The organism is Acetomicrobium flavidum, assembly GCF_900129645.1.
Classification (GTDB): Bacteria; Synergistota; Synergistia; order Synergistales; family Acetomicrobiaceae; genus Acetomicrobium; species Acetomicrobium flavidum.
The window spans coordinates 28,509-47,202 of sequence record NZ_FSQZ01000001.1 but is presented as its reverse complement, the minus strand read 5'-3'; the positions used below and the strand labels follow the sequence as shown (position 1 = coordinate 47,202).

At 47.8% G+C, this 18,694-nt stretch carries 16 protein-coding genes, 1 pseudogene and 1 riboswitch; of the genes and pseudogenes, 4 read left to right on the top strand and 13 right to left on the bottom strand.

The features are described 5' to 3' along the window. Window positions 1-31 precede the first annotated feature (31 nt). The 8 genes and pseudogenes from BUQ78_RS00230 to BUQ78_RS00190 all read right to left on the bottom strand — a co-directional run bounded on the left by BUQ78_RS00230 (window position 32) and on the right by BUQ78_RS00190 (window position 9,505). Window positions 32-2,764 (bottom strand): molybdopterin-dependent aldehyde oxidoreductase, encoded by a 2,733-nt coding sequence (locus tag BUQ78_RS00230; RefSeq protein WP_074198914.1) that lies wholly within the window; start codon window positions 2,762-2,764, stop codon window positions 32-34. Window positions 2,765-3,112: 348 nt separating this feature from the next. Then, window positions 3,113-3,231: riboswitch (molybdenum cofactor riboswitch) on the bottom strand. 249 nt (window positions 3,232-3,480) lie between these two features. Then, window positions 3,481-3,927: a hypothetical protein gene (locus BUQ78_RS00220; RefSeq protein WP_014806915.1), complete on the bottom strand. Its 447-nt coding sequence runs from the start codon at window positions 3,925-3,927 to the stop codon at window positions 3,481-3,483. 3 nt (window positions 3,928-3,930) lie between these two features. Then, window positions 3,931-4,745, bottom strand: a pseudogene (locus BUQ78_RS00215) (DUF3100 domain-containing protein). A gap of 34 nt (window positions 4,746-4,779) precedes the next feature. Then, window positions 4,780-5,976, bottom strand: a complete 1,197-nt coding sequence (locus tag BUQ78_RS00210; RefSeq protein ID WP_074198912.1) for a M20 metallopeptidase family protein — start codon at window positions 5,974-5,976, stop codon at window positions 4,780-4,782. A 14-nt stretch (window positions 5,977-5,990) separates the two neighbouring features. Further along, on the bottom strand, window positions 5,991-7,262 hold the full coding sequence (locus BUQ78_RS00205; protein ID WP_074198911.1) for a serine hydroxymethyltransferase: 1,272 nt from the start codon (window positions 7,260-7,262) through the stop codon (window positions 5,991-5,993). A gap of 118 nt (window positions 7,263-7,380) precedes the next feature. After that, the gene (locus tag BUQ78_RS00200; protein ID WP_074198910.1) at window positions 7,381-8,319 is read right to left on the bottom strand and encodes a S66 peptidase family protein; all 939 of its coding nucleotides are present in this window, start codon (window positions 8,317-8,319) and stop codon (window positions 7,381-7,383) included. 180 nt (window positions 8,320-8,499) lie between these two features. Further along, window positions 8,500-8,892, bottom strand: a complete 393-nt coding sequence (gene queF / locus BUQ78_RS00195; protein ID WP_014806920.1) for a preQ(1) synthase — start codon at window positions 8,890-8,892, stop codon at window positions 8,500-8,502. Window positions 8,893-8,896: 4 nt separating this feature from the next. Further along, window positions 8,897-9,505: a queuosine precursor transporter gene (locus tag BUQ78_RS00190; protein ID WP_014806921.1), complete on the bottom strand. Its 609-nt coding sequence runs from the start codon at window positions 9,503-9,505 to the stop codon at window positions 8,897-8,899. A gap of 128 nt (window positions 9,506-9,633) precedes the next feature. On the opposite strand from BUQ78_RS00190, the gene BUQ78_RS00185 reads away from it, so the two are divergent. Continuing rightward, window positions 9,634-10,455 carry a formate/nitrite transporter family protein gene (locus BUQ78_RS00185; protein WP_074198909.1) on the top strand — a complete coding sequence of 274 codons (822 nt, stop codon included), beginning with the start codon at window positions 9,634-9,636 and terminating at the stop codon, window positions 10,453-10,455. A gap of 227 nt (window positions 10,456-10,682) precedes the next feature. Here the strand turns inward: BUQ78_RS00185 and BUQ78_RS00180 are convergent, their stop codons facing one another. From BUQ78_RS00180 to BUQ78_RS00165, 4 genes are all read right to left on the bottom strand, one after another. After that, window positions 10,683-11,162 carry an Hsp20/alpha crystallin family protein gene (locus BUQ78_RS00180; protein ID WP_014806923.1) on the bottom strand — a complete coding sequence of 160 codons (480 nt, stop codon included), beginning with the start codon at window positions 11,160-11,162 and terminating at the stop codon, window positions 10,683-10,685. A gap of 214 nt (window positions 11,163-11,376) precedes the next feature. Then, a complete protein-coding gene (locus BUQ78_RS00175; protein ID WP_074198908.1) occupies window positions 11,377-11,865 on the bottom strand; it encodes a YbaK/EbsC family protein in 489 nt (162 codons plus the stop codon). Between the two features lie 17 nt (window positions 11,866-11,882). Beyond that, window positions 11,883-13,847, bottom strand: a complete 1,965-nt coding sequence (locus BUQ78_RS00170; protein ID WP_074198907.1) for a lytic transglycosylase domain-containing protein — start codon at window positions 13,845-13,847, stop codon at window positions 11,883-11,885. 95 nt (window positions 13,848-13,942) lie between these two features. Then, a complete protein-coding gene (locus BUQ78_RS00165) occupies window positions 13,943-14,440 on the bottom strand; it encodes a metal-dependent transcriptional regulator (protein ID WP_074198906.1) in 498 nt (165 codons plus the stop codon). Between the two features lie 171 nt (window positions 14,441-14,611). On the opposite strand from BUQ78_RS00165, the gene BUQ78_RS00160 reads away from it, so the two are divergent. Both BUQ78_RS00160 and BUQ78_RS00155 read left to right on the top strand, forming a co-directional pair. After that, window positions 14,612-14,956 (top strand): helix-turn-helix domain-containing protein, encoded by a 345-nt coding sequence (locus tag BUQ78_RS00160; RefSeq protein WP_014806927.1) that lies wholly within the window; start codon window positions 14,612-14,614, stop codon window positions 14,954-14,956. A 4-nt stretch (window positions 14,957-14,960) separates the two neighbouring features. After that, complete coding sequence (locus BUQ78_RS00155; protein ID WP_318259402.1) at window positions 14,961-16,301, top strand: MATE family efflux transporter; 1,341 nt, start codon at window positions 14,961-14,963, stop codon at window positions 16,299-16,301. 86 nt (window positions 16,302-16,387) lie between these two features. On the opposite strand, the gene BUQ78_RS00150 is transcribed toward BUQ78_RS00155, so the two are convergent. Beyond that, complete coding sequence (locus BUQ78_RS00150) at window positions 16,388-17,503, bottom strand: aldo/keto reductase (protein ID WP_074198905.1); 1,116 nt, start codon at window positions 17,501-17,503, stop codon at window positions 16,388-16,390. Window positions 17,504-17,714: 211 nt separating this feature from the next. On the opposite strand from BUQ78_RS00150, the gene BUQ78_RS00145 reads away from it, so the two are divergent. Further along, window positions 17,715-18,680 carry a YrbL family protein gene (locus tag BUQ78_RS00145; protein ID WP_074198904.1) on the top strand — a complete coding sequence of 322 codons (966 nt, stop codon included), beginning with the start codon at window positions 17,715-17,717 and terminating at the stop codon, window positions 18,678-18,680. Window positions 18,681-18,694 lie beyond the last annotated feature (14 nt).

Here is an 18,694-nt window from a genome sequence, read left to right as displayed (position 1 = left end):
AGCAGTCAAGGGCAGGCGTTATAGGGCATTTCTAGACGCGTTCTCCCCTGAGACCGGCGAGGACCTTTTCGGGTGTAGCTGGCAGACGATGAACCCTAACACCACAGGCATGGTAAATAGCGTTTCCAATGGCTGCATGTGGGCTGGAAAGCGGCAGCTCTCCTACTCCAGCAGCACCAAAGGGACCAAGCTCCCGGGGGTAATTTTCGAAGTAGACTATCTCTATGGCATCTGGGAGATCCTTAGCGTAGGGGAACCCTCCCCCGATGAGGGAAGAATGCCTTTTAATATCCTCAAAGTCCTCCGATAGGGCAAGCCCGATTCCCTGGGCGATCCCTCCGTAAATCTGGCCATCGGTCACCAGGCGGTTATTGACTTTTCCGATATCAGCCATCAAGGTCATCTTGTCCACGGCAACCTTGCCTGTTTCGGTATTAACCGAAACCTCGGCAAGAAAGACTCCATACATATAGACGACGAAGGGCCTTCCCTGTCCCTTTTCGTCGCAGGGAACGCCTGGAACGGTATATTTACCAACGTACTTCAACGGTTTACCAGCACTGACGGCTTCGGCGTAGTTCATATACGTCCCGTCGGGCTTCCGTAGGGATTTGAGCATTTCAGAACAGGCGATCCTGATTGCGCTGCCGGTCAACACCTGCTGACGCGATCCGCCGGAAGGCCCCGAGTTGGGGGTTTTAGACGTATCGGGCCAGGTAAATCTTATTCTGTCAGGCGTAATGCCCATGGGACGAAGCGCCTCGTGAGCTGTCCCCACCATGCCCATATCGGCGCCTTGGCCGTGGTCCTCCCAGGCAGCTACGACTGTGACGGTATCGTCGGGATTCAAAACTGCCCATACCTCGGAACTGTCTGGACCGTCGATCCCACAGCCGTAAACGGCCATTGAAAGTCCGACGCCTTTTTTGATCTTATCGGTGGATTCTTTCTTGGCCCTTTCCTTTGCCTCCTCATACCTTGGCTTGATGGCTTCAAGCATCTCGGGATAGCTGAAGACCTCAGGTTCCTGCCCGCTCGGATTTGTGGAACCCGGACGATAGCAATTTTTGTAGCGTATCTCCCATGGGTCCATGCCGATCTTCTCAGCCAGCTCGTCCATGAGGAGCTCGGAAGAGTAAAGGGATTGCGGAGAGCCGTAAGCTCTGAAGGGAGAACCCCATACGTGATTGGTGCAGACCGTCTGTCCTCTTCCCCTGATGTTGGGGATATTGTAGCCTGCTCCCATGAACTGGGCGCCTCTGAGCGTGAGCAAATCCCCAAACTCCGAGTAAGGCCCGTGATCCACAATGTAGTCCGTTTCCATGGCAAGAATTTTGCCTTCATCGTCGGCAGCGAACTTGATGTTCACAAAAAAGGGAGATCGCTTCCCCGTGTAGGTCATGTGCTGGAAGTAGTTGTACCTGAGGAAACAGGGCTTGCCCGTCGCCAGGGCTGCCGCTCCGACCAATCCCTCCATGGTCGGGCAGAACTTATATCCAAAGGTGCCGCCCATGGGGTTCGATACGAGCGCAATTTTATCGGGCTCTACACCAAGACCGGGAGCGATCATCAGTAAATGCAGATGAGCGCCGATAGTCTTGGAATGAATCTTTAGAACGCCGTTGTCGTCAATGTAGGCGAAACCAACGTCTGGTTCAATCGTCATATGGGGTTGCCTTTGCACGTAAAAGTCGTCTTCCACAACGTATGGGGCCTTCTCAAAGATGGGGGTCGTGGGCTCGCCCTTCTCCAGGTTTTGGACGTAGTAGACGTTTGGCGTGCCTGGGTGGATCTCAAGGGCGTCTTCGGCCATGGCTGCCGGAGCGCTCATGTAGGCAGGAAGCACTTCTAGGTCGACCTTTACTTTTTCTGCAGCAGCACAGGCGTTTTCGTAGGTATCAGCACAGACGATCGCTATGGCATCTCCAAACTGGAAGACCTTTTCATCGCAAAGTATCGGGCGATCCCATCCGTCTCCCTTATTGGTCGGGAATGTGATGAGCCCTGTTATGCGATTTCTGCCCTTAATATCCTTGTGTGTGACTACCTTGTAGACGCCGGGCATCTTTTCGGCCTCGGAGGTGTCAATGTTTTTAATATTGGCATGGCTCACCGTTGCCTGTACAAGCGCCAGTTGTAGCGTGCCCTTTGGCATCTTAAGCCCAAGGTCAGCACCGTAATCCAGCGTACCTGTGGCTTTGGCCACGGCAGTGGGTCTTGGGTAGGTTGTGCCCCAAATTTTGCCGTCTTCGGGCATCTTGAACTCCAGCTCCGACTCGTCCATCTCTCCCCTAAGGACTTTAGCTGCATCCATGACGGCGTTGATTATGGGGATGTATCCTGTGCAACGACATGCATTGCGGTTCTTGTGGAACCACTCCCTAACTTCTTCGCGTGTTGGAGATGGGTTGCTGTCTAAAAGGACCTTAGCCGAGATTATGAAACCAGGATTGCAGAAACCGCATTGGGTTACTCCGTGCTTAACGAAGGCTTTCTGGAGGGGATGCATCTTTTGGGGTGTTCCAATTCCTTCGATGGTGGTTATGGAGTCCCCGTCGTTAACCTTGTCGATCCTAAATGTGCACGATCGAACGAGTTTGCCATTTAAGATAACATTACAGGCGCCACACTGCCCTTGTCCGCAACCGACTTTCGTGCCCGTCAGACCCAGTTGTTCGCGCAAAACCTTTGCCAATGAGTCATTGCCATCTACTATAGGAATGTTGCGTTCTATTCCGTTGACAAAAAAATGCCTTTGGATCATCTCATATCACTCCTTCTCTTTCATTACGCGGCGCCATCTCATCCCATCTAAATAGAAACATATGGTAATTTTTGGCACCTAGTTTTCTCTCACCATTTGGGGTGTCTACACTCGCATGAAATTAAAGAAGAATTCATAACGATTGACGATCCTATATAACTTAGTAATCATTAAAGTATTTTTGCCATCACCTCTTTTGTGAATATAATATGTGGCCATTGAAATTAGTGAAATATCGAAGCACTGGCGTGCGTGTGAGATATAAGGATATATAAAAAAGTATGCTTCTCGCAGGATATTACGGATACCCATACTAAAAAAACAACCCCCTTCCTTCCGGGAAGAGGGGCAACAATATCGCTTCCTCCTTTCCAGACGGGAGGCCCTTTCGTTTCCGAAAAGACCCTATCGGTCAACGTTCATAGGCAATTACCCTTAGAACCATTGACTCGGAGGTTATATAAATACAACTTTATTATTACTATTTTAAATCATACTAAATATAGAAACAAATGTCAACTGAATGAGTTATCATGTATAAAACTCGAGTAAAATTGGATCGATGTCGCACCAAAATCATAGCGTAACTCTCATTGCTTCATAGAGAGATAATCTATTATTAGGGCCTTCGCCTGAAATGACGAAGGCCCTTTAACTAATTATATGAAAGAATTAAAGCTATTAAGCTTCTAATCTGTGAGGTAAATAAGTAAGTTTTAAATTTCTCCGATGAGCTTTAATACAATTTGCGCAATGATGGTAGAGCCTATGTATGTTCCTATGAATACCACAAAGGATACGATCAAGATCCTCCATCCGGTCTTTTTAAGCACACCAAGGTCTTTCCCAATTGAGATCCCGGCATAGGCGAGAATTGGCGTTGTGAGGGCTAAAAAGTTTACTTTTTGCGCCCAGGCATTAAAAATTGTTGCACCAGGAAATCCGGGAATAGTTACTATGCATCCGATTGTAACGATGTAGGCTACAGCAGGAATCCTGACCGGGATGACTTTTGCGAATATTACCCCAAGAATACTGATGGCGATTAAAAAAATCATGCCAGGGATGGCATCGATCATCGGGATATTTGCTCCAACGAAGTTGCCGACCAAAGTAATGATGCCGATAATTATAAGAACAGCAAGAACTTCCCTGATCTTCATCGATTAGCCCTCCCTAACGGCAGATTGACTTGGATATGTGCCATATTTCATTTTATAGAACTTTCTATACAGCCATTCTGTCATAGGCAAGGCCATCCAGAGGGACATATAAACCCCGTCCAGGCCGCTTAACATGTTGCTTGCCGCTCCCAGGGCCTGAATTTTATCGGCTATTTCAGGAAACATAGCGCTCAAAGCACCAACGGAGGCAGTCATCATGCTGGCACTTCCCACTCCGGAGGCCATGGCTAAAGCGAGGGGATGAAAGATTCCCAACGCTGCCGTAAACGTCGCCATAAGACCAAAAAAATCGTCCCAAAAACGGTGCCGCAGATGTAGACACCCATGACTCCTTGACCTTCGGGAGTATCCAAGCCGTAGATGTCACCTATCAAAGCCACATTAGGCTCTCTGGCGATCGAATGGGCTGCCCCTATGGTTTCTCGTCTAAGTCCCAAGTACACCGCCACGGGCACACCAATGATGACCGTGCCTAGATTGCCAAATTCCTGCAATATCAAGGCTGGACTTGTCCTTAATATCATTGGAATGTTTGGCCCCACAGTTGTTCCGTACTTTGCCATCAAGAGCATCAAAGTAACCCCAATTAGACTGCCGGCATCAATCATGTCCTTATGATTAGCAAGCTTAAGAAACTTGGGTCCTGAAAAGATTCCCATGATGAGCGCATAAAGCATTGGCAGCAGGACCACTTTGCCCGGGCCTATGGGAAACGAAAAAGCGCCGATCCACTCGGCTACGATCACAAAAATTAAAACCAATATATGGAGCTTCCAATTTTTGATCGCCTCAATCATACACCTATCCCCCTGTCTTAAATTGATCGTGCCCTTAAGTTGCCTGTATGAATTTGTCACAGGCAATTAAAGCAGATAAAGCTAAAAGTGCTGCTCCAAGCGGGAAGGCCTCTTCGTCGGCCTTAAAGTACGGGCTATGCCATGGATGTACGGCATCGATATCGGGGTTACCCACGCCAAGCCAGAAATAACACCCGGGGACCTTTTTTTGATATAATGCGAAATCCTCTCCTCCCATAGAAGGAGTCGGCAGAATGATGCCGTCTTCGCCGAATACTTTTTGAGCTGCCCACAAAGCTATCTTCGTTGCCTCCGGATGATTTACGACGGGAGGAAGATCTCTGCGATAGTTAAATTCGACCTTACACCCTAAGCCTGAAGCTGTATTTTCCACGGTTCTTTTCATCCAGCCTTCAATGGAATCGCGAAGGCCCTCGTCAAAGGTACGCACTGTGCCGGCAAGCTTTACCTCATCGGGGATTACGTTGTTGGCCATTCCCCCATTGATGCTTCCAAAGCTAATGACGGCCGACTTTTGGGGATCGACGTTTCTGCTTACGATAGTCTGCAGGTTCATGACTATGGAAGAAGCGCATACTATAGGATCAATTACCCTATGGGGATAGGCAGCGTGTCCTCCCTGCCCTATAACGGTTATAAAGGTGGAGTCCACAGCTGCCATTAAAGGGCCTTCCTTTAATCCTACTTTGCCTACCGGTATCTCGGGATTGTTGTGCAAACCAAAGATCATGGAAACATTGGGGTTTTCGAGCACGCCATCATCGATCATGGCCTTTGCCCCTGCGTTTATCTCCTCTGCCGGCTGAAAGATAAATTTGACGCTTCCTTGAAGTCCATCTTTAAGAGAAGCTAAAATTTTTGCAGCTCCTAAGGCGCAAGTGACGTGTATATCATGGCCGCAAGCGTGCATCACTCCATCGTTTTTAGAGGCATAAGAAAGGCCGGTCATCTCCTTTACAGGCAGTGCATCCATGTCCGCCCTAAGCGCGACGGTTGGGTTTTCTTTTGCCCCTTTCAGTAAGGCGACCACGCCTGTTTTGCCCACGTTTTCTTTGACTTCATAGCCCAATTCCTTCATATAAATGGCGATCTTCCTCGCCGTCTCGAACTCCTTAAAGCTAAGCTCGGGAAATTGATGGAAATCCCTTCGTAAAGTCCTTAGCTCCTCTGACATGGACTTGCTAAGTTTCATCACTTCATCTGAATACATGCCAATTCCTCCTTTTATTGCCCTTTGCCTGTCCGCAAAGCAAGCTCAGCCTTGGTCATGTAAAGGGGATGCCTCAGGCATATATCACGTACTTCTCGTTTAAAGCCGTGGATATTCGATTCATCCTCGTTTTCAAGGACCCTTACGACAAGTTCTGCCACTTCTTTGGTGTCGCATTCGTCAAAACCCCTGCTGGTGACGGCAGCAAGCCCTATGCGAATGCCGCTGGTGACCGTCGGCTTTTCGGGGTCATAGGGTATCATGTTTTTGTTGACTGTTATGCCTACCTCTTCGAGCTTCTTTTCAGCTTGAGCGCCCGTCATCTTCTTGCTCCCGAGGTCTACAAGCATGAGGTGGTTATCCGTGCCCCCTGAGACTATATCAAATCCGTTATTCTTTAACACATCTGCCATTACCCTGGCGTTTTTTACGACCTGGGCACCGTAAGCCTTGAACTCTTCCGTCATGGCCAGTTTAAACGTCAATGCCTTGGCAGCGATTATCTGAGGTATGGGCCCTCCCTGGATCCCCGGGAAGATGGCCTTGTCTATGCCTTGAGCAAATTCCTTTTTACACAGTATGTTTCCGCCGCGTGCTCCACGCAGCGTCTTAGTAGTAGTAAATGTGACGAAATCGGCGTAAGGAATTGGGGAAGGATGGACTCCGCCTGCAACAAGCCCAGCTATGTGGGCCATGTCCACCATGAGGTAAGCTCCAACCTTTTTTGCGATCTCAAAGAAGCGCTTGAAGTCTATGATCCTGGAGTAGGCGCTTGCTCCTGCGATTATTAGCTTTGGTTTTACCTCGCAGGCGATACGCTCTACCTCGTCGTAATCTATTAACCCGGTTTCTTTGTCTACGCCGTAGCTGTGGGCCTCGAAAAACTTACCTGAGATGCTGACGGAAGCTCCGTGAGATAGATGTCCTCCGTGGCTTAGGTCCATGCCAAGTATTTTATCGCCGGGATTAAGCACTGCCATGAATACAGCAAGGTTTGCGTTGACGCCCGAATGGGGTTGTACGTTAGCATGCTCAGCACCAAACAACTTTTTGGCACGCTCGATCGCGAGGCTTTCTACGACGTCGATGAACTGACAACCTCCGTGATAGCGCTTGCCCGGGTAGCCTTCGGCGTACTTGTTGGTCAGCAGCGACCCTTGAGCCTCAAGTATCACTTCGGGAACGAAGTTCTCCGAGGCAATTAGCTCAATCGTCAGATTTTGCCGTTCCTTTTCCCCTTCTATTGCCGCAGCTAACTCCGGATCAATGAAGTGGATGAGGTCCATGAGATATTCCTCCTAATTAATTCAATTTCAACTAATTATACATGGAAATGACGACCGAACCAATTGTAAGGAGATGTATAACAAAGACATGACGGTTAATTTTTATTCGTATTTGTTATTACTTTACTACGCCAGATTCAATTATAGTAAATGTAGAATCAGAGCCATCTATCACTGCACGAACACCTAAGGGTATGGTGACCTTTTTCTCGCCGTGACCGAAATATCCGTTTATCAACGTAGGCCTGCCTGCCTTGGCCACTACGTCTTCAAATACCTTTTCTAAAGCAAAAGTCCTGCTTGGGTCTTTGTGGGTTATGTTCGTAAACTGTCCCAGCACTATCCCCGAGGCCGCTTCGAGTTTGCCCGCCAGCAACAGTTGGCTCAGCATGCGGTCTATCTTGTAAACGGGTTCGTCTACGTCTTCAAGTATCAGAATGCGGTCCTTAGTGTCTATCTCCCATGGCGTTCCCATCAGTGCGCAAACAAGGCTTAAGTTTCCTCCTATTATTTCCCCTTCAGCTGATCCTTCGACGAGGGTTTGCATGGGAAGGGCGCCATCGTAAGGTCTTAGTTCCCCTATTGGCTCATCGTCACATATTGCCCTTAAAAGGTGGTCTTTCTCGTAACCGGGGAAGAGATCCTTTATCATGTCCGTCGATGGCATGGGACCATGGAATGTGCAAAATTGGCCGTGTAAATTAAACATCAAATGAAGGATGGTGATGTCGCTGTATCCCAAAAAGACCTTGGGATTCTTGTATATGAGCTTCATATTGATGAGCCTTGGCAGGCGGATGGCACCGTTACCGCCTCTAACGCAAAATATCCCGTTTATTTTTGGGTCGCCGAACATTGCATGGATATCTCGGGCTCGAATTTCTTCAGGGCCCGCCATGTAACCGTAGGATTCATAGCAACTTTTACCAACCTTAACGTTAAAGCCCAGTTCCGTCACGGCCGCAACGGCTTTCTCCAAGTCTTCCAGAGGGGCTGGGCTTGAAGGCGCGATTAACCCCACCGTATCGCCTTGATGTAGTGCCTTAACCTTCCTCATCATCCTCACATCCTGCGGCAATTTTATAAGAACTCAATTGCCGTGTTAACCTTAAAGCTGAAAGGCTTGCACGGCAATTGGGTTTAGAGTTAAAAAGACCAAAGCTCACGATCATAGCAGAGCAGGATTAATTGACCTAACAGGGTAATCATATTAAGGTTGTTATGATTGTTACTCCTTTTAGCACTGCCTGGGCATTTCACCTGCCACGGCCTCGGCTTTTATCTTTATGCCGCCACGAGGTTTTTGGATAACCGTTACCTTGCACCACAGGGGGCTACATGCCTTTTGCACATCGTGTAAGATCTTGGAGGCCAAGGCCTCGCAGAAGTGGCCTTCTTCTCTAAAGCTCCAAAAATATAACTTCAGGCTTTTACTTTCTATGCAGAGCTTGTCTGGCTTGTATTCTATTATCACTGTCTCAAAGTCAGGTTGCCCTGTAATGGGACACAAGCTTGTGACCTCGTCGCTTTCCATGACGACCATATCGACGTCCGGTGGTTTAGGGAAAGTATCAAGCTCCCTTAGCGGCGTCCTTATGGGTTTACCTAGTGCCTTAAATTCCTTCTCCAAAACATCATCTCCCCTTTTCTCGTGTAAAATAATAAAAGAACGGAATGTCAATGATCGTGATTATCACCTTTACGGTGTATTGCGACACTATCATCTGCCATATATTGGGAACCACTCCATAAAAGGATATGGTTATGAAAATGGCAGTATCCAATATTTGAGACAATACAGTCGATACGCTGTTTCTGATCCACTTATATTTTTTCCCAGTTAGTTTCTTGAGCCAGTTAAACGAATATATGTCGTTGGTCTGCGAGATGTAGTAAGCAGTCAGACTGGCAATGACAAACCTTATGTTTTGGCCCAGCAATGCCTCGAAGGCCTTTTGCATGTCCGGCATGAAAGGAGCCACGGGCAAGATCATCGCAATATATATCAAGATGCACGCCAATATCTGAGCCATCAGTCCGTATCTCACTATCTTTTGAGCTTCCCTTTGCCCGTACAGCTCGTTAATGATATCCGTCGACAGAAATGTTATGGAGTAAGCTATAACTGCCGATGGGACCAAAAAGACGTCAAAGAGCAACACAAGCTTGCCCGATACCACGTTTGAGATCACCAGCGACGTAATGAACACGATCTGCCAGCATAGCAACTTGTCGCTAACCATCCTAACGATATCCCTCCCAAAACGAATCGCCCAATGATTATACAGCCTTTCCGAGGCAGGATCGACAATGCCCTTTAGAGATGCTATAAATTTTAAAGCAAGAAATTTCGAATAAAGGGGGATTTTCCATGAGCTTCAAGTCGCCGGCTGAGGTAACAAACAGTGCCTGTTCCGTAGCAGTGGCAAAGTGCAGCTTAAAGTTCTACCAAATGCTTTTGCTTGGAATTTTAGCAGGTGCCTATATAGGCATTGGCGGATTTCTTTATACCGTCGTAACACAGGACTTAAGCAAATATGCAGGGATTGGCCTGTCTAAGTTGCTGGGCGGTGCATCTTTTACGGTCGGGTTAATGCTTGTAGTCATAGCCGGGGGCGAGCTCTTTACGGGCAATTGCCTTATACCGATAGGAATCATGAAAGGGTGCGTCACGCCTGGGGCGGTGGCAAAAAATTGGATCTTTGTATATTTTTCCAACCTCATCGGCTCGATCCTTCTTGCCTACTTAATCTTTTATTCAGGGCTGGCAAGCGAGCTTGTGGGGGCAAATGCCTTGAAGATCGCCTCGAATAAGATGGCCTTAGCGTTTGGTCCTGCCCTTTTTAGGGGAATACTCTGCAACTGGCTTGTGGTGTTGGCAGTGTGGATGTCCATGGCGGCAGAAGATGTAGCGAGCAAAATATTTTCGATATTTTTCCCCATAATGGCCTTCGTGGCCTCGGGGTTCGAGCACAGCATCGCAAACATGTATTTCATGACGATCGGCATCCTGCTTCGACATAACGAGGCGCTGATCGCTCAAGCCGGTTTAACCGATCAAGCCTTAAACGTATTGTCCTTAAAGGGATTTATGAACAACATCATCCCCGTCACTTTGGGAAATATCGTAGGGGGAGTTTTATTTGTGGCCGTGTTTTACTATTTGGCCTATAAAGATAAGTTGAGTGATTAGCTTACAGCAATTTAGATTAAGGCGATGGTATTCTTGCATGTCTATTATCATCTCAATTAATAATTAATAACAACATTCTCAGCCAGCTTAACGAACATGGTTTATCTCTTAAGGCATGAAGAACCCCCTCCACCCTCTTGATCATATCTTTAAAACTGAGGGCGAAGGGGGGTTATTGCTTACTTGATGATCTTATTTAAGGAAAAGTTTCCCCTTATTGCTCTTTCCTAATCTTCCATCTCGATGTTAATGCGATAGCCGCCTTCCTCTTCAGGTTCCTTTTCAGGTATGGTGATCGTCAGAAGCCCGTTTTTGAATTTGGCCTTTGCCTTTTCAGGTATTACCTCCACGGGAAGCGAGATGATCCTGGATATCTTCCCGTAGTAGCGCTCGGACCTAATGACTTCCTCGGATTCTACCTCGCGGCTTGCGCCCTTCTCCGCCCTTAAGATCACTTTATCCTCGTAAACCTTTATATCGACATCCTTAGGATCCAAGCCGGGCAGCTCGGCTTCCACTATGACGTTTCCGTCCTTGCGATACACGTCAACCGAAATTGCGCCTCCACCCAACACGGGCGGCATAAATCTGTTGGAAAATTCGTCAAACACTCTGCTTATCTCCTCCTGTAATTTATCTATGCCCATCCACCAGGGATTCCACCAAGGTCCACGCTCTCTTCTTTCGGGTAAATCTGACCTCCTCATGACAGGTCACCTCCTCATTTTTGATCTTTCTTGACCTTCGATTTCATTGTACCAAAAAAGCCGTTTAGTTCAAATAATTTCAATGAAATTTGGCGGCAACTAATCTAACCTGCTAACAATAATACCATATTTTATGGCGTCTTTCTCCGTATATTTCATGATTTCTCAAGTTTCGGAGGAATTTTAAGACCTGGGCTTTAGGATCCAACGCAGCTCACTGCTTTTTGAGGTCGCAGACTAAACCGCCCGTAAGCGCTACAAGTTCATCCGGCGATACGGGAAAGAAGGCATGATCGTTGCCGGCAGCAGCCCAGAGGATTTCGTACTTTCGGACATCTTCGTCGATCAATGCCCTCATCTTAGTATCGTAACCAACAGGAGGCACGCCTCCGACCTTATAGCCGAAGTTTTCCTCGATGTACTCCGGACCGGCCATCTTGACCTTTCGTGCCCCCAAGGCCTTTTTAACCTTTTTTATGTCGACCTTGTTGGATCCGCTCATGAGCACCAACACCGGCTCGTCGTCCACCAAGAAGATAAGGCTTTTAAGTATTTGTTCCTCGGGGACTCCTATGGCCTTAGAAGCATCTTCGACCGTAAAGATCGTCTGATCGCTCACCAATATTTGACCGCCATACCCCAAGCTTTTTAACGTTTCCCATACCTTCTGAACTTCACTGGTGTAATGCCGATCACAGCTCATCCTTCCACAACTCCTCTTCATATTTTGTCGCCGTATAAAGCGCTGTAGACCTCGTAGTTGGCCAGGACCTTTCGCACGTAAGTCAGGGTTTCATTGAAAGGTATCTCTTCGATCCATTCCGTAATGTCAAAGTTGTCTTCGTTGGGCAACCACCGCGATACGTTCCCAATTCCGGCGTTATAAGCAGCAAGCGCAAGGGGCAGCCTCTTTAGCCTCCCCAAAAGCCATGAAAAGTGAGCGACGCCCAGCCGTATGTTGGTCTCGGGGGAATATAGGTCGAAATCCTTGAGCTTTAACTTATTTGCCTCGTCTTTGGCCGTCGCAGGCATGAGCTGCATCAATCCGCTTGCCCCTACCCAGCTTGTCGCGTTGGAATTAAAGGCGCTTTCCTGTCTCATTATTGCCCACACCACATGGGGATCGACTTCAAACTCCTTGCACGAGCGGCGCACCTCGGGCTCGTAGGGCCTAGGGTATAAGGTCTCCAAAAGCTTTCTCGATATGGATTTGTCCCCCCTGATATACGATTCAAGTGGCCTGGCGACATTGTAGGCCATGTCATAGTTCCCAAGCCACCTGAGAAGCTGCGATGCCCTATAGCGAGAGGAAGGATCGGGCCTTTGGGACAATATCCTGCTTTCCCAAAACACGAAGCCCCATTCCTCCATCTGGCTTGGCTTGCTCTTGAAAGCCTTGGGGAGGTCGCCCTGTATTTTGCCGCCCAGATCATTTACAAGTAAGCCGTAATATGTAAGGGGATAATTTATCTTTAGCTTGTTTTTCAAGGCCTCGGCCTGCTTTGTATCACCTGCCTGATCGTAAGCTCGGGATGCCCAATAAAGGGTCCTTGAGGCCCACAGATCATCTTCGACGCCGGTGGCTGCGCGCATAAAATATTCAGCCGCTTGCGGTGCATCCTTTTGCTTCCAGGCCTTCCACCCCATTTGCCACAGGATCTTCGTAGAATAAATGTCGTTTTCTTCGGACAGGATGCGTGCGGACAGGGCTTGAGCTGTTGCACTGTCGCCTATATTTTCATAGTAACGCATCAAATGATAAAGTGCCGCTCTAGCCGATTTGCTCTTTGAACCAGCCACTTCCTTCAAGATGTCCAACGCCAGCACGTTGCCATTATCGGCCAAGGTGGCAAGCCTACCGACGGAGGAAACGGAAAAGCTGGTGTTATCCGACGCGAGCTTTCCCCAAAGCATGGCCGCCGTGTCGTAGTTTTTAAGCTTGTAATTTGAATAAGCCCTGTAGTAGTAAGCCTTCTGCCAGTGAGGCGAGTTTTGGCTGATTTTCTTGAGTAGCGCGTCGGCTTCCCTGTAGTTTCCGTTTAAAAAGGCCGCATACCCCAAGTAGAAGGGTATGCGAGGATCGCTGTCAAGGGGAAGGTTTTTTAGCAGCTTCAAGGCATCCTGATGTAGGGGCTTTATGTCGAGCAGCGTGCATGCTTCATCTATGCCTGCAGAATTTAAAGAGAACAAAGCAGTAAGGGCCTGAAGCTTTTGGCTGTCGTCCATGGCAGATGACAGCATGGCCCTTGCCCACTTTTCCCTTTCTTCACCTGCTTCGGTCCTAAACAGCCCGTAGGACACGTAGAAACGAAGCAACTGAGGAGACACGGGCCACAGCTTGTAAAGCAACGTCCTTGCTTCCTCTTTTTTGTTGGTCCGTTCGAAGGCTAACGCCGTGTAAAATTCGCCATAGGGCTTTACGGAGGGAGGGAATTTATCCTGTATCTTGAGCAGAATTTGCAGGGCTTCATCGTACCTGTTTTGAAACCACAGTGCATTGGCGTAAACCGATAACTCTCTGGGTGAAAGGGAATTGCCGTGCGTCTTGAAGTATTCGTCCAGGGCCTTCCATTGCTTTGCGGCAAACAAATTATCTACGTCCTGTGTCGATGCCTTGATGCTAAAAAAACCAGCGCTGACGAGGATGAACGACATGATCACAATTAAGGGAAGAAATTTTCGCAAAAACCGATCTCCTTTCCTTGGGCAATGTTCGACATTAGTATAATACACATGACTGCAAAATGAAAACAAAAGGGAATTACACCTGGGAAAGGAGGCTAATTCGAGCCCTCGTCTTTTTTATACATATCACAGGAACAACAGGTCACACATGCAGAGCCATTGCCTGTGCTCACGAACTGTCTGAAGTGTTCCAAAAACTTGGGTTTGTCGTAAGGGCATGTGTGCAGAAACTCGATAAAGGCTACGAAGCGATCAAGGCAGCTGGGCGATATGTAATGTTCGATGGCGCATGCGTTCTCCTTGGCTTCCTTGCTGGGAAGTTCAAGTACGTATTCAAAGAATCTGTTTATGAGCTGCTCCCTTTGGATTAAAGCCTTGGCCTTCTCCCTGCCCATATCCGTCAGCTCAAGGTAGCCGTAAGGTTCTTGATTGACGTAGCCATCTTCTTTTAACATGGCGATGATGCCAACTACGGTTGGTGCCCTCACGCCCATGACCTGAGCGATGTCTTTAACGCGGACGGCCTTGTTTCTTTCGCTAAGCTTAAATATTGTCTTTAAATAATCTTCTTTTCTTGGCGTTAAGCCTGACATTAGCATCACCTATCTTTTTTAGCTTAAAATAATTATGAGCAATATACGGCAATTAGTCAAGGCTGACAGGGTGTGTAAAATTTGTCGTTGCATACAACATCATGCACCTTGGCATGAGGCATACCGTTGATGCTATTATAAAGGCATATATACTACGAGGAGCGAATATGGATGAGTTTGGGCGTGAGGATAAAAAGGCTGAGGCATTTACGTGGTTTGACGCAACGTGAGCTTGCCACGATGGTCGGGGTGAGTCCCGGCTACATACAGGCATTGGAGAGCAACAAAAGAACAGGCTCACTTGAATTGATGAGAAAGCTGGCCGATGCTTTGGGTACTGACCTTTCTTCGTTGCTTGATGAGGCACAAAGAAAACAATCCAAGGTCTATCTCGACGACCTGTTATCGGATGAAGGGACGGAAATTTGGTACAAAGGACGAAAGCTCGATCCGCGCGACACAGCGATGCTCGCGAGGATACTCGACGCCATCCTGGAGCACCGCCTAGGAGAATAAAAATATGAAGATGACAAAGACAGTAGATATGGGCCACGACCCCGTTTCAAAGGTGCTCTGGAGCCTGGCTATACCCTCTGTTATCACAATGTTTGCTCATACGGTCTTTCACATAGTCGATACCATGTTCATCGCCTGGCTAGGGACAGTTCCCTTGGCAGGGATGTCGCTGATGCTTCCCGTCATCTTCGTCGAGTATGCCCTCATGAGCGGATGTACCATTGGAGCGACTACCCTGATAAGCAGAAATTTGGGGATGGGGAGGCTTCACAGAGGCCGCTATCTCGCCAATGCAACTCTTTCGCTGGTTTTTTTGCTCTCCCTTCTTCCCTGTGCCCTGCTTGTCCCAAGCGTAAAGACCTTGTTTTTTTCATATATGGGGGCAAGTCCCGAAGCCTTGGTCCATATAGATAAGTACCTATTTTGGCAGGTCTGGTCGTTTCCGGTGGCCGCCTGGACGTTGGTGTTGGACGCAGTCTACAGGAGCCAGGGCAATGCTACGGTACCGATGTACGCCTTGCTCATAGGAAACCTCGCCAATATTTTTTTAGATCCCCTGCTCATGTTCACGTTCGGGATGGCGATAGGAGGGGCTTCGCTTGCCACGTTGATCGGAAGGTCGTTGACGCTAATTTATTCCGTAGCCAAATTGAGGCAGTACAGCCAGATAAAACCCAAGTTTAATATCACAAGAAACACCATTCCTACATGGCGCAGCGTAATTACAATAGGGCTTCCGCTTTCGCTTTCTCAGATAAGCTTTTCCGTGGGGGCTGCGCTGCTAAACAGGATGCTTGCCAAGTACGGAGAGGCTGCCATAAGCGGATGGACGCTTGGCAACCGAATAGAGGACATAGCCTTTTTGTTCGTCTTTGGATTTAATACAGCCTTAGTTCCCTTTGTGGCCTACAACCTGGGCAGAGGTGCATATGACAGGGTAAAGGAGGGCTTTATATTCACAGCCAAGTGGTCCTTTATCCTGATGTCTGCCGTAGGTATTGTATTATACCTTTTCCCCTACGTTTTTCTTGCGGTTTTCAAGCCTGAGGCGCTCACTTTAGCTTACTCCACCGCTTCCATTCGAGCCTCGACGACCGCATACCCAGTAATTGCCCTGACCATCGTCATAGGAGGCCTGTTTCAAGGGGCAGGCCATACCCACTACAATTTATTCACCCAGGTAATCAGAAACATCTTGATTCGTTACCCGTTGGCAGTGCTTTTAAACAGCATCTTCGGGATTAACGGCATCTGGTGGTGCCAGCCGGTCTCTTCGGGTTTCGCCTTTTTGGTATCGCTGTATTTCCTAAAAAAACTTAAACCCGAGCTTTTCGGGACAGGATAACCAATTATTTGTTGAAATTGCTTGATAAAGCAAAATTTATAAATAATAAATAGCGGTGTTACGTGAACACCGCTATGTTAAGATTGTCAATCTTCCGCCTCAAGTTCCTTGCAAACGTCTTTTAGGGCATCGATAATCTTTATGTGTTGAGGGCAATGCTCCTCGCACTGGCCGCAGGCTATGCAGTCTGAGGCCTTGCCATGTTCCTTGGTTAGATTGTTGTAATAGGATACCTGTACGGGCGTAGGTCCAAAGGTCTTGCGCTCGTTATATATGGCAAAGTACTCCGGTATTGCTATATGCCTGGGACAGCCGTCGACGCAATATCTGCATGCCGTGCAGGGTATGACGACGTTCTTTCGTATTATCTCTACGGCCTCTTTTATGATCCTTTTTTCATCATCGTTCAATGGTACAAAGTTTTCCATGACGCTTACGTTGTCTACCATTTGCTCGAAGCTGCTCATGCCGCTTAAGACCATGAAGACGTTTTCTAGGGAAGCGGCAAACCGTATTGCCCAGGAGGCGACGCTTAGGTCGGGATGGTAGCCCTTAAACAGCTTAACTGCCTCGGCAGGTACGTTGGCAAGATATCCTCCCTTGACGGGCTCCATAACTATAACGGGCTTTTTGTGCCTGGTTGCCACCTCGTAACATTTGCCCGACTGTATGAGTTCGCTATCCCAATCCAGATAGTTTATCTGAAGCTGCACGTATTCTATCTCGGGATGCTCCATTAGTATCTGGTCCAGCAGGGTAGCCTTATCGTGAAAGGAGATGCCGATGTGCCTGATCTTGCCCTGCTCTTTAAGCTTTTTTACGAATTCAAACCCGCCAAGCTCCGAAGTCTCGGCATAGCGTTTTACGTCCAGGCTGTGAAGGAGATAGTAATCGAAATATGTTACACCGCACCTTTCGAGCTGCTCCTCAAAAATAGCCTCGTAATCCTCGTATTTAGTGGCAATCCAGGTGGGCAGTTTGTCGGTTAAAGTGAAGCTGTCCCTGGTATACCTTTCAACCAATGCCTTTCTTATTGCTACTTCGCTTTTTCCCTGATGGTAAAGATAGGCTGTATCGAAGTAGGTAAATCCCCTCTCAAGGAAGATATCTACCATCCTATTCAACTGATCCTGATCTATGCTCTCGGGGTTCTCGGGATCAATCAGGGGCAGTCTCATTAGTCCAAAGCCGAGTTTTTTCATATACCTTTTCCTCCTGCTCTCGTAATTTTTATATTATTTTAAATAGCTTATCACTTTGAGTCCACTTCAAGTCAAGCTTTTCGTGAGGGGGCCGCTTAATGAAATGGAATACGTGAGACATATTAAGTCTATTTTGATATTATACTTAAGCTGGCGCAGTACCATCATGGCCCTATGAGACGCATTTGTAGGTTCAGGGGGGAAGGGGTAAGTGTATTCCGATGAAGTCGCAAACGTCGTTAAATTGATCCAAAACTGCAAATATGATAAAGCCTTGTCCGAAGCCGAAAAGGCCCTGTATAGGGCAACAAAAGAGCTTGGCCGCAACCACCCCGATTTGGTCGTATACTTGGATCTTTTGGCAGGAATTTATGAAGCGGAAGGTCAATACAGCAAGGTAAAAAAGATCCGCAGGAAAGCGCTCAAGATTTGGATGAACGCCTTTCTCCCCAAGGATAGCTATAAGTACTTTTTTGCCGATCTTTTGCCGTTTCTTTTTAAAAGAAAGCCCCTGCAACCGCGCTTTTTTCCAAAAGAGATCATACGCTTAAGCTCTGACCTTTTAATTCACAGCGGAAGCAAGAGGGACACCTTCGTTCATCCCAAGGATCCCCGCCTTTGCATCAAAATCGATAGGCTCTGGAAAGAAGGCTATCGCGTTTCTCCAAGGAAGCGCTTGGAGAGGATTTTAATGCCCTGGCTCATTGATTTTTGGTCAAACCGCGAAGAGGCAAGGGTATACCGTTCTACGGCACTCAGAATAGGAGAAGCTTTTTACGAGCACGCCCCAAGATGTTTTGGCATAGCGATGACAAACCTGGGGCCGGGGCTGGTGGTCGAGCGCGTCTGCAACGAGGACGGTTCGTTTTCTAAACCGATCGACGTTTTCGTCAAAGAAAACCCGGACAAGGCAAGGCATGCCCTTGAACTTTTAAGGGAACTTTACGATTTTCTCGTAAGCCACAAACTGGTGATCTACGACTGGGCCAACCCGGCAAACTTTTTGGTGCGCCAAAGCAAGTCCAAGGGAGACAAGATCATCGTCGTTGATTGGAAGACAGAGGGCACTGCCGATAAGGACATACCGCTGCGCGATATCTTTCCCGCCTTGGCTTTAAAGAAGATGACCTACGAATACAGCTGTTTGTATAAGAAGATATCGCGCCTATGTGACTAACGATAATCTATCGG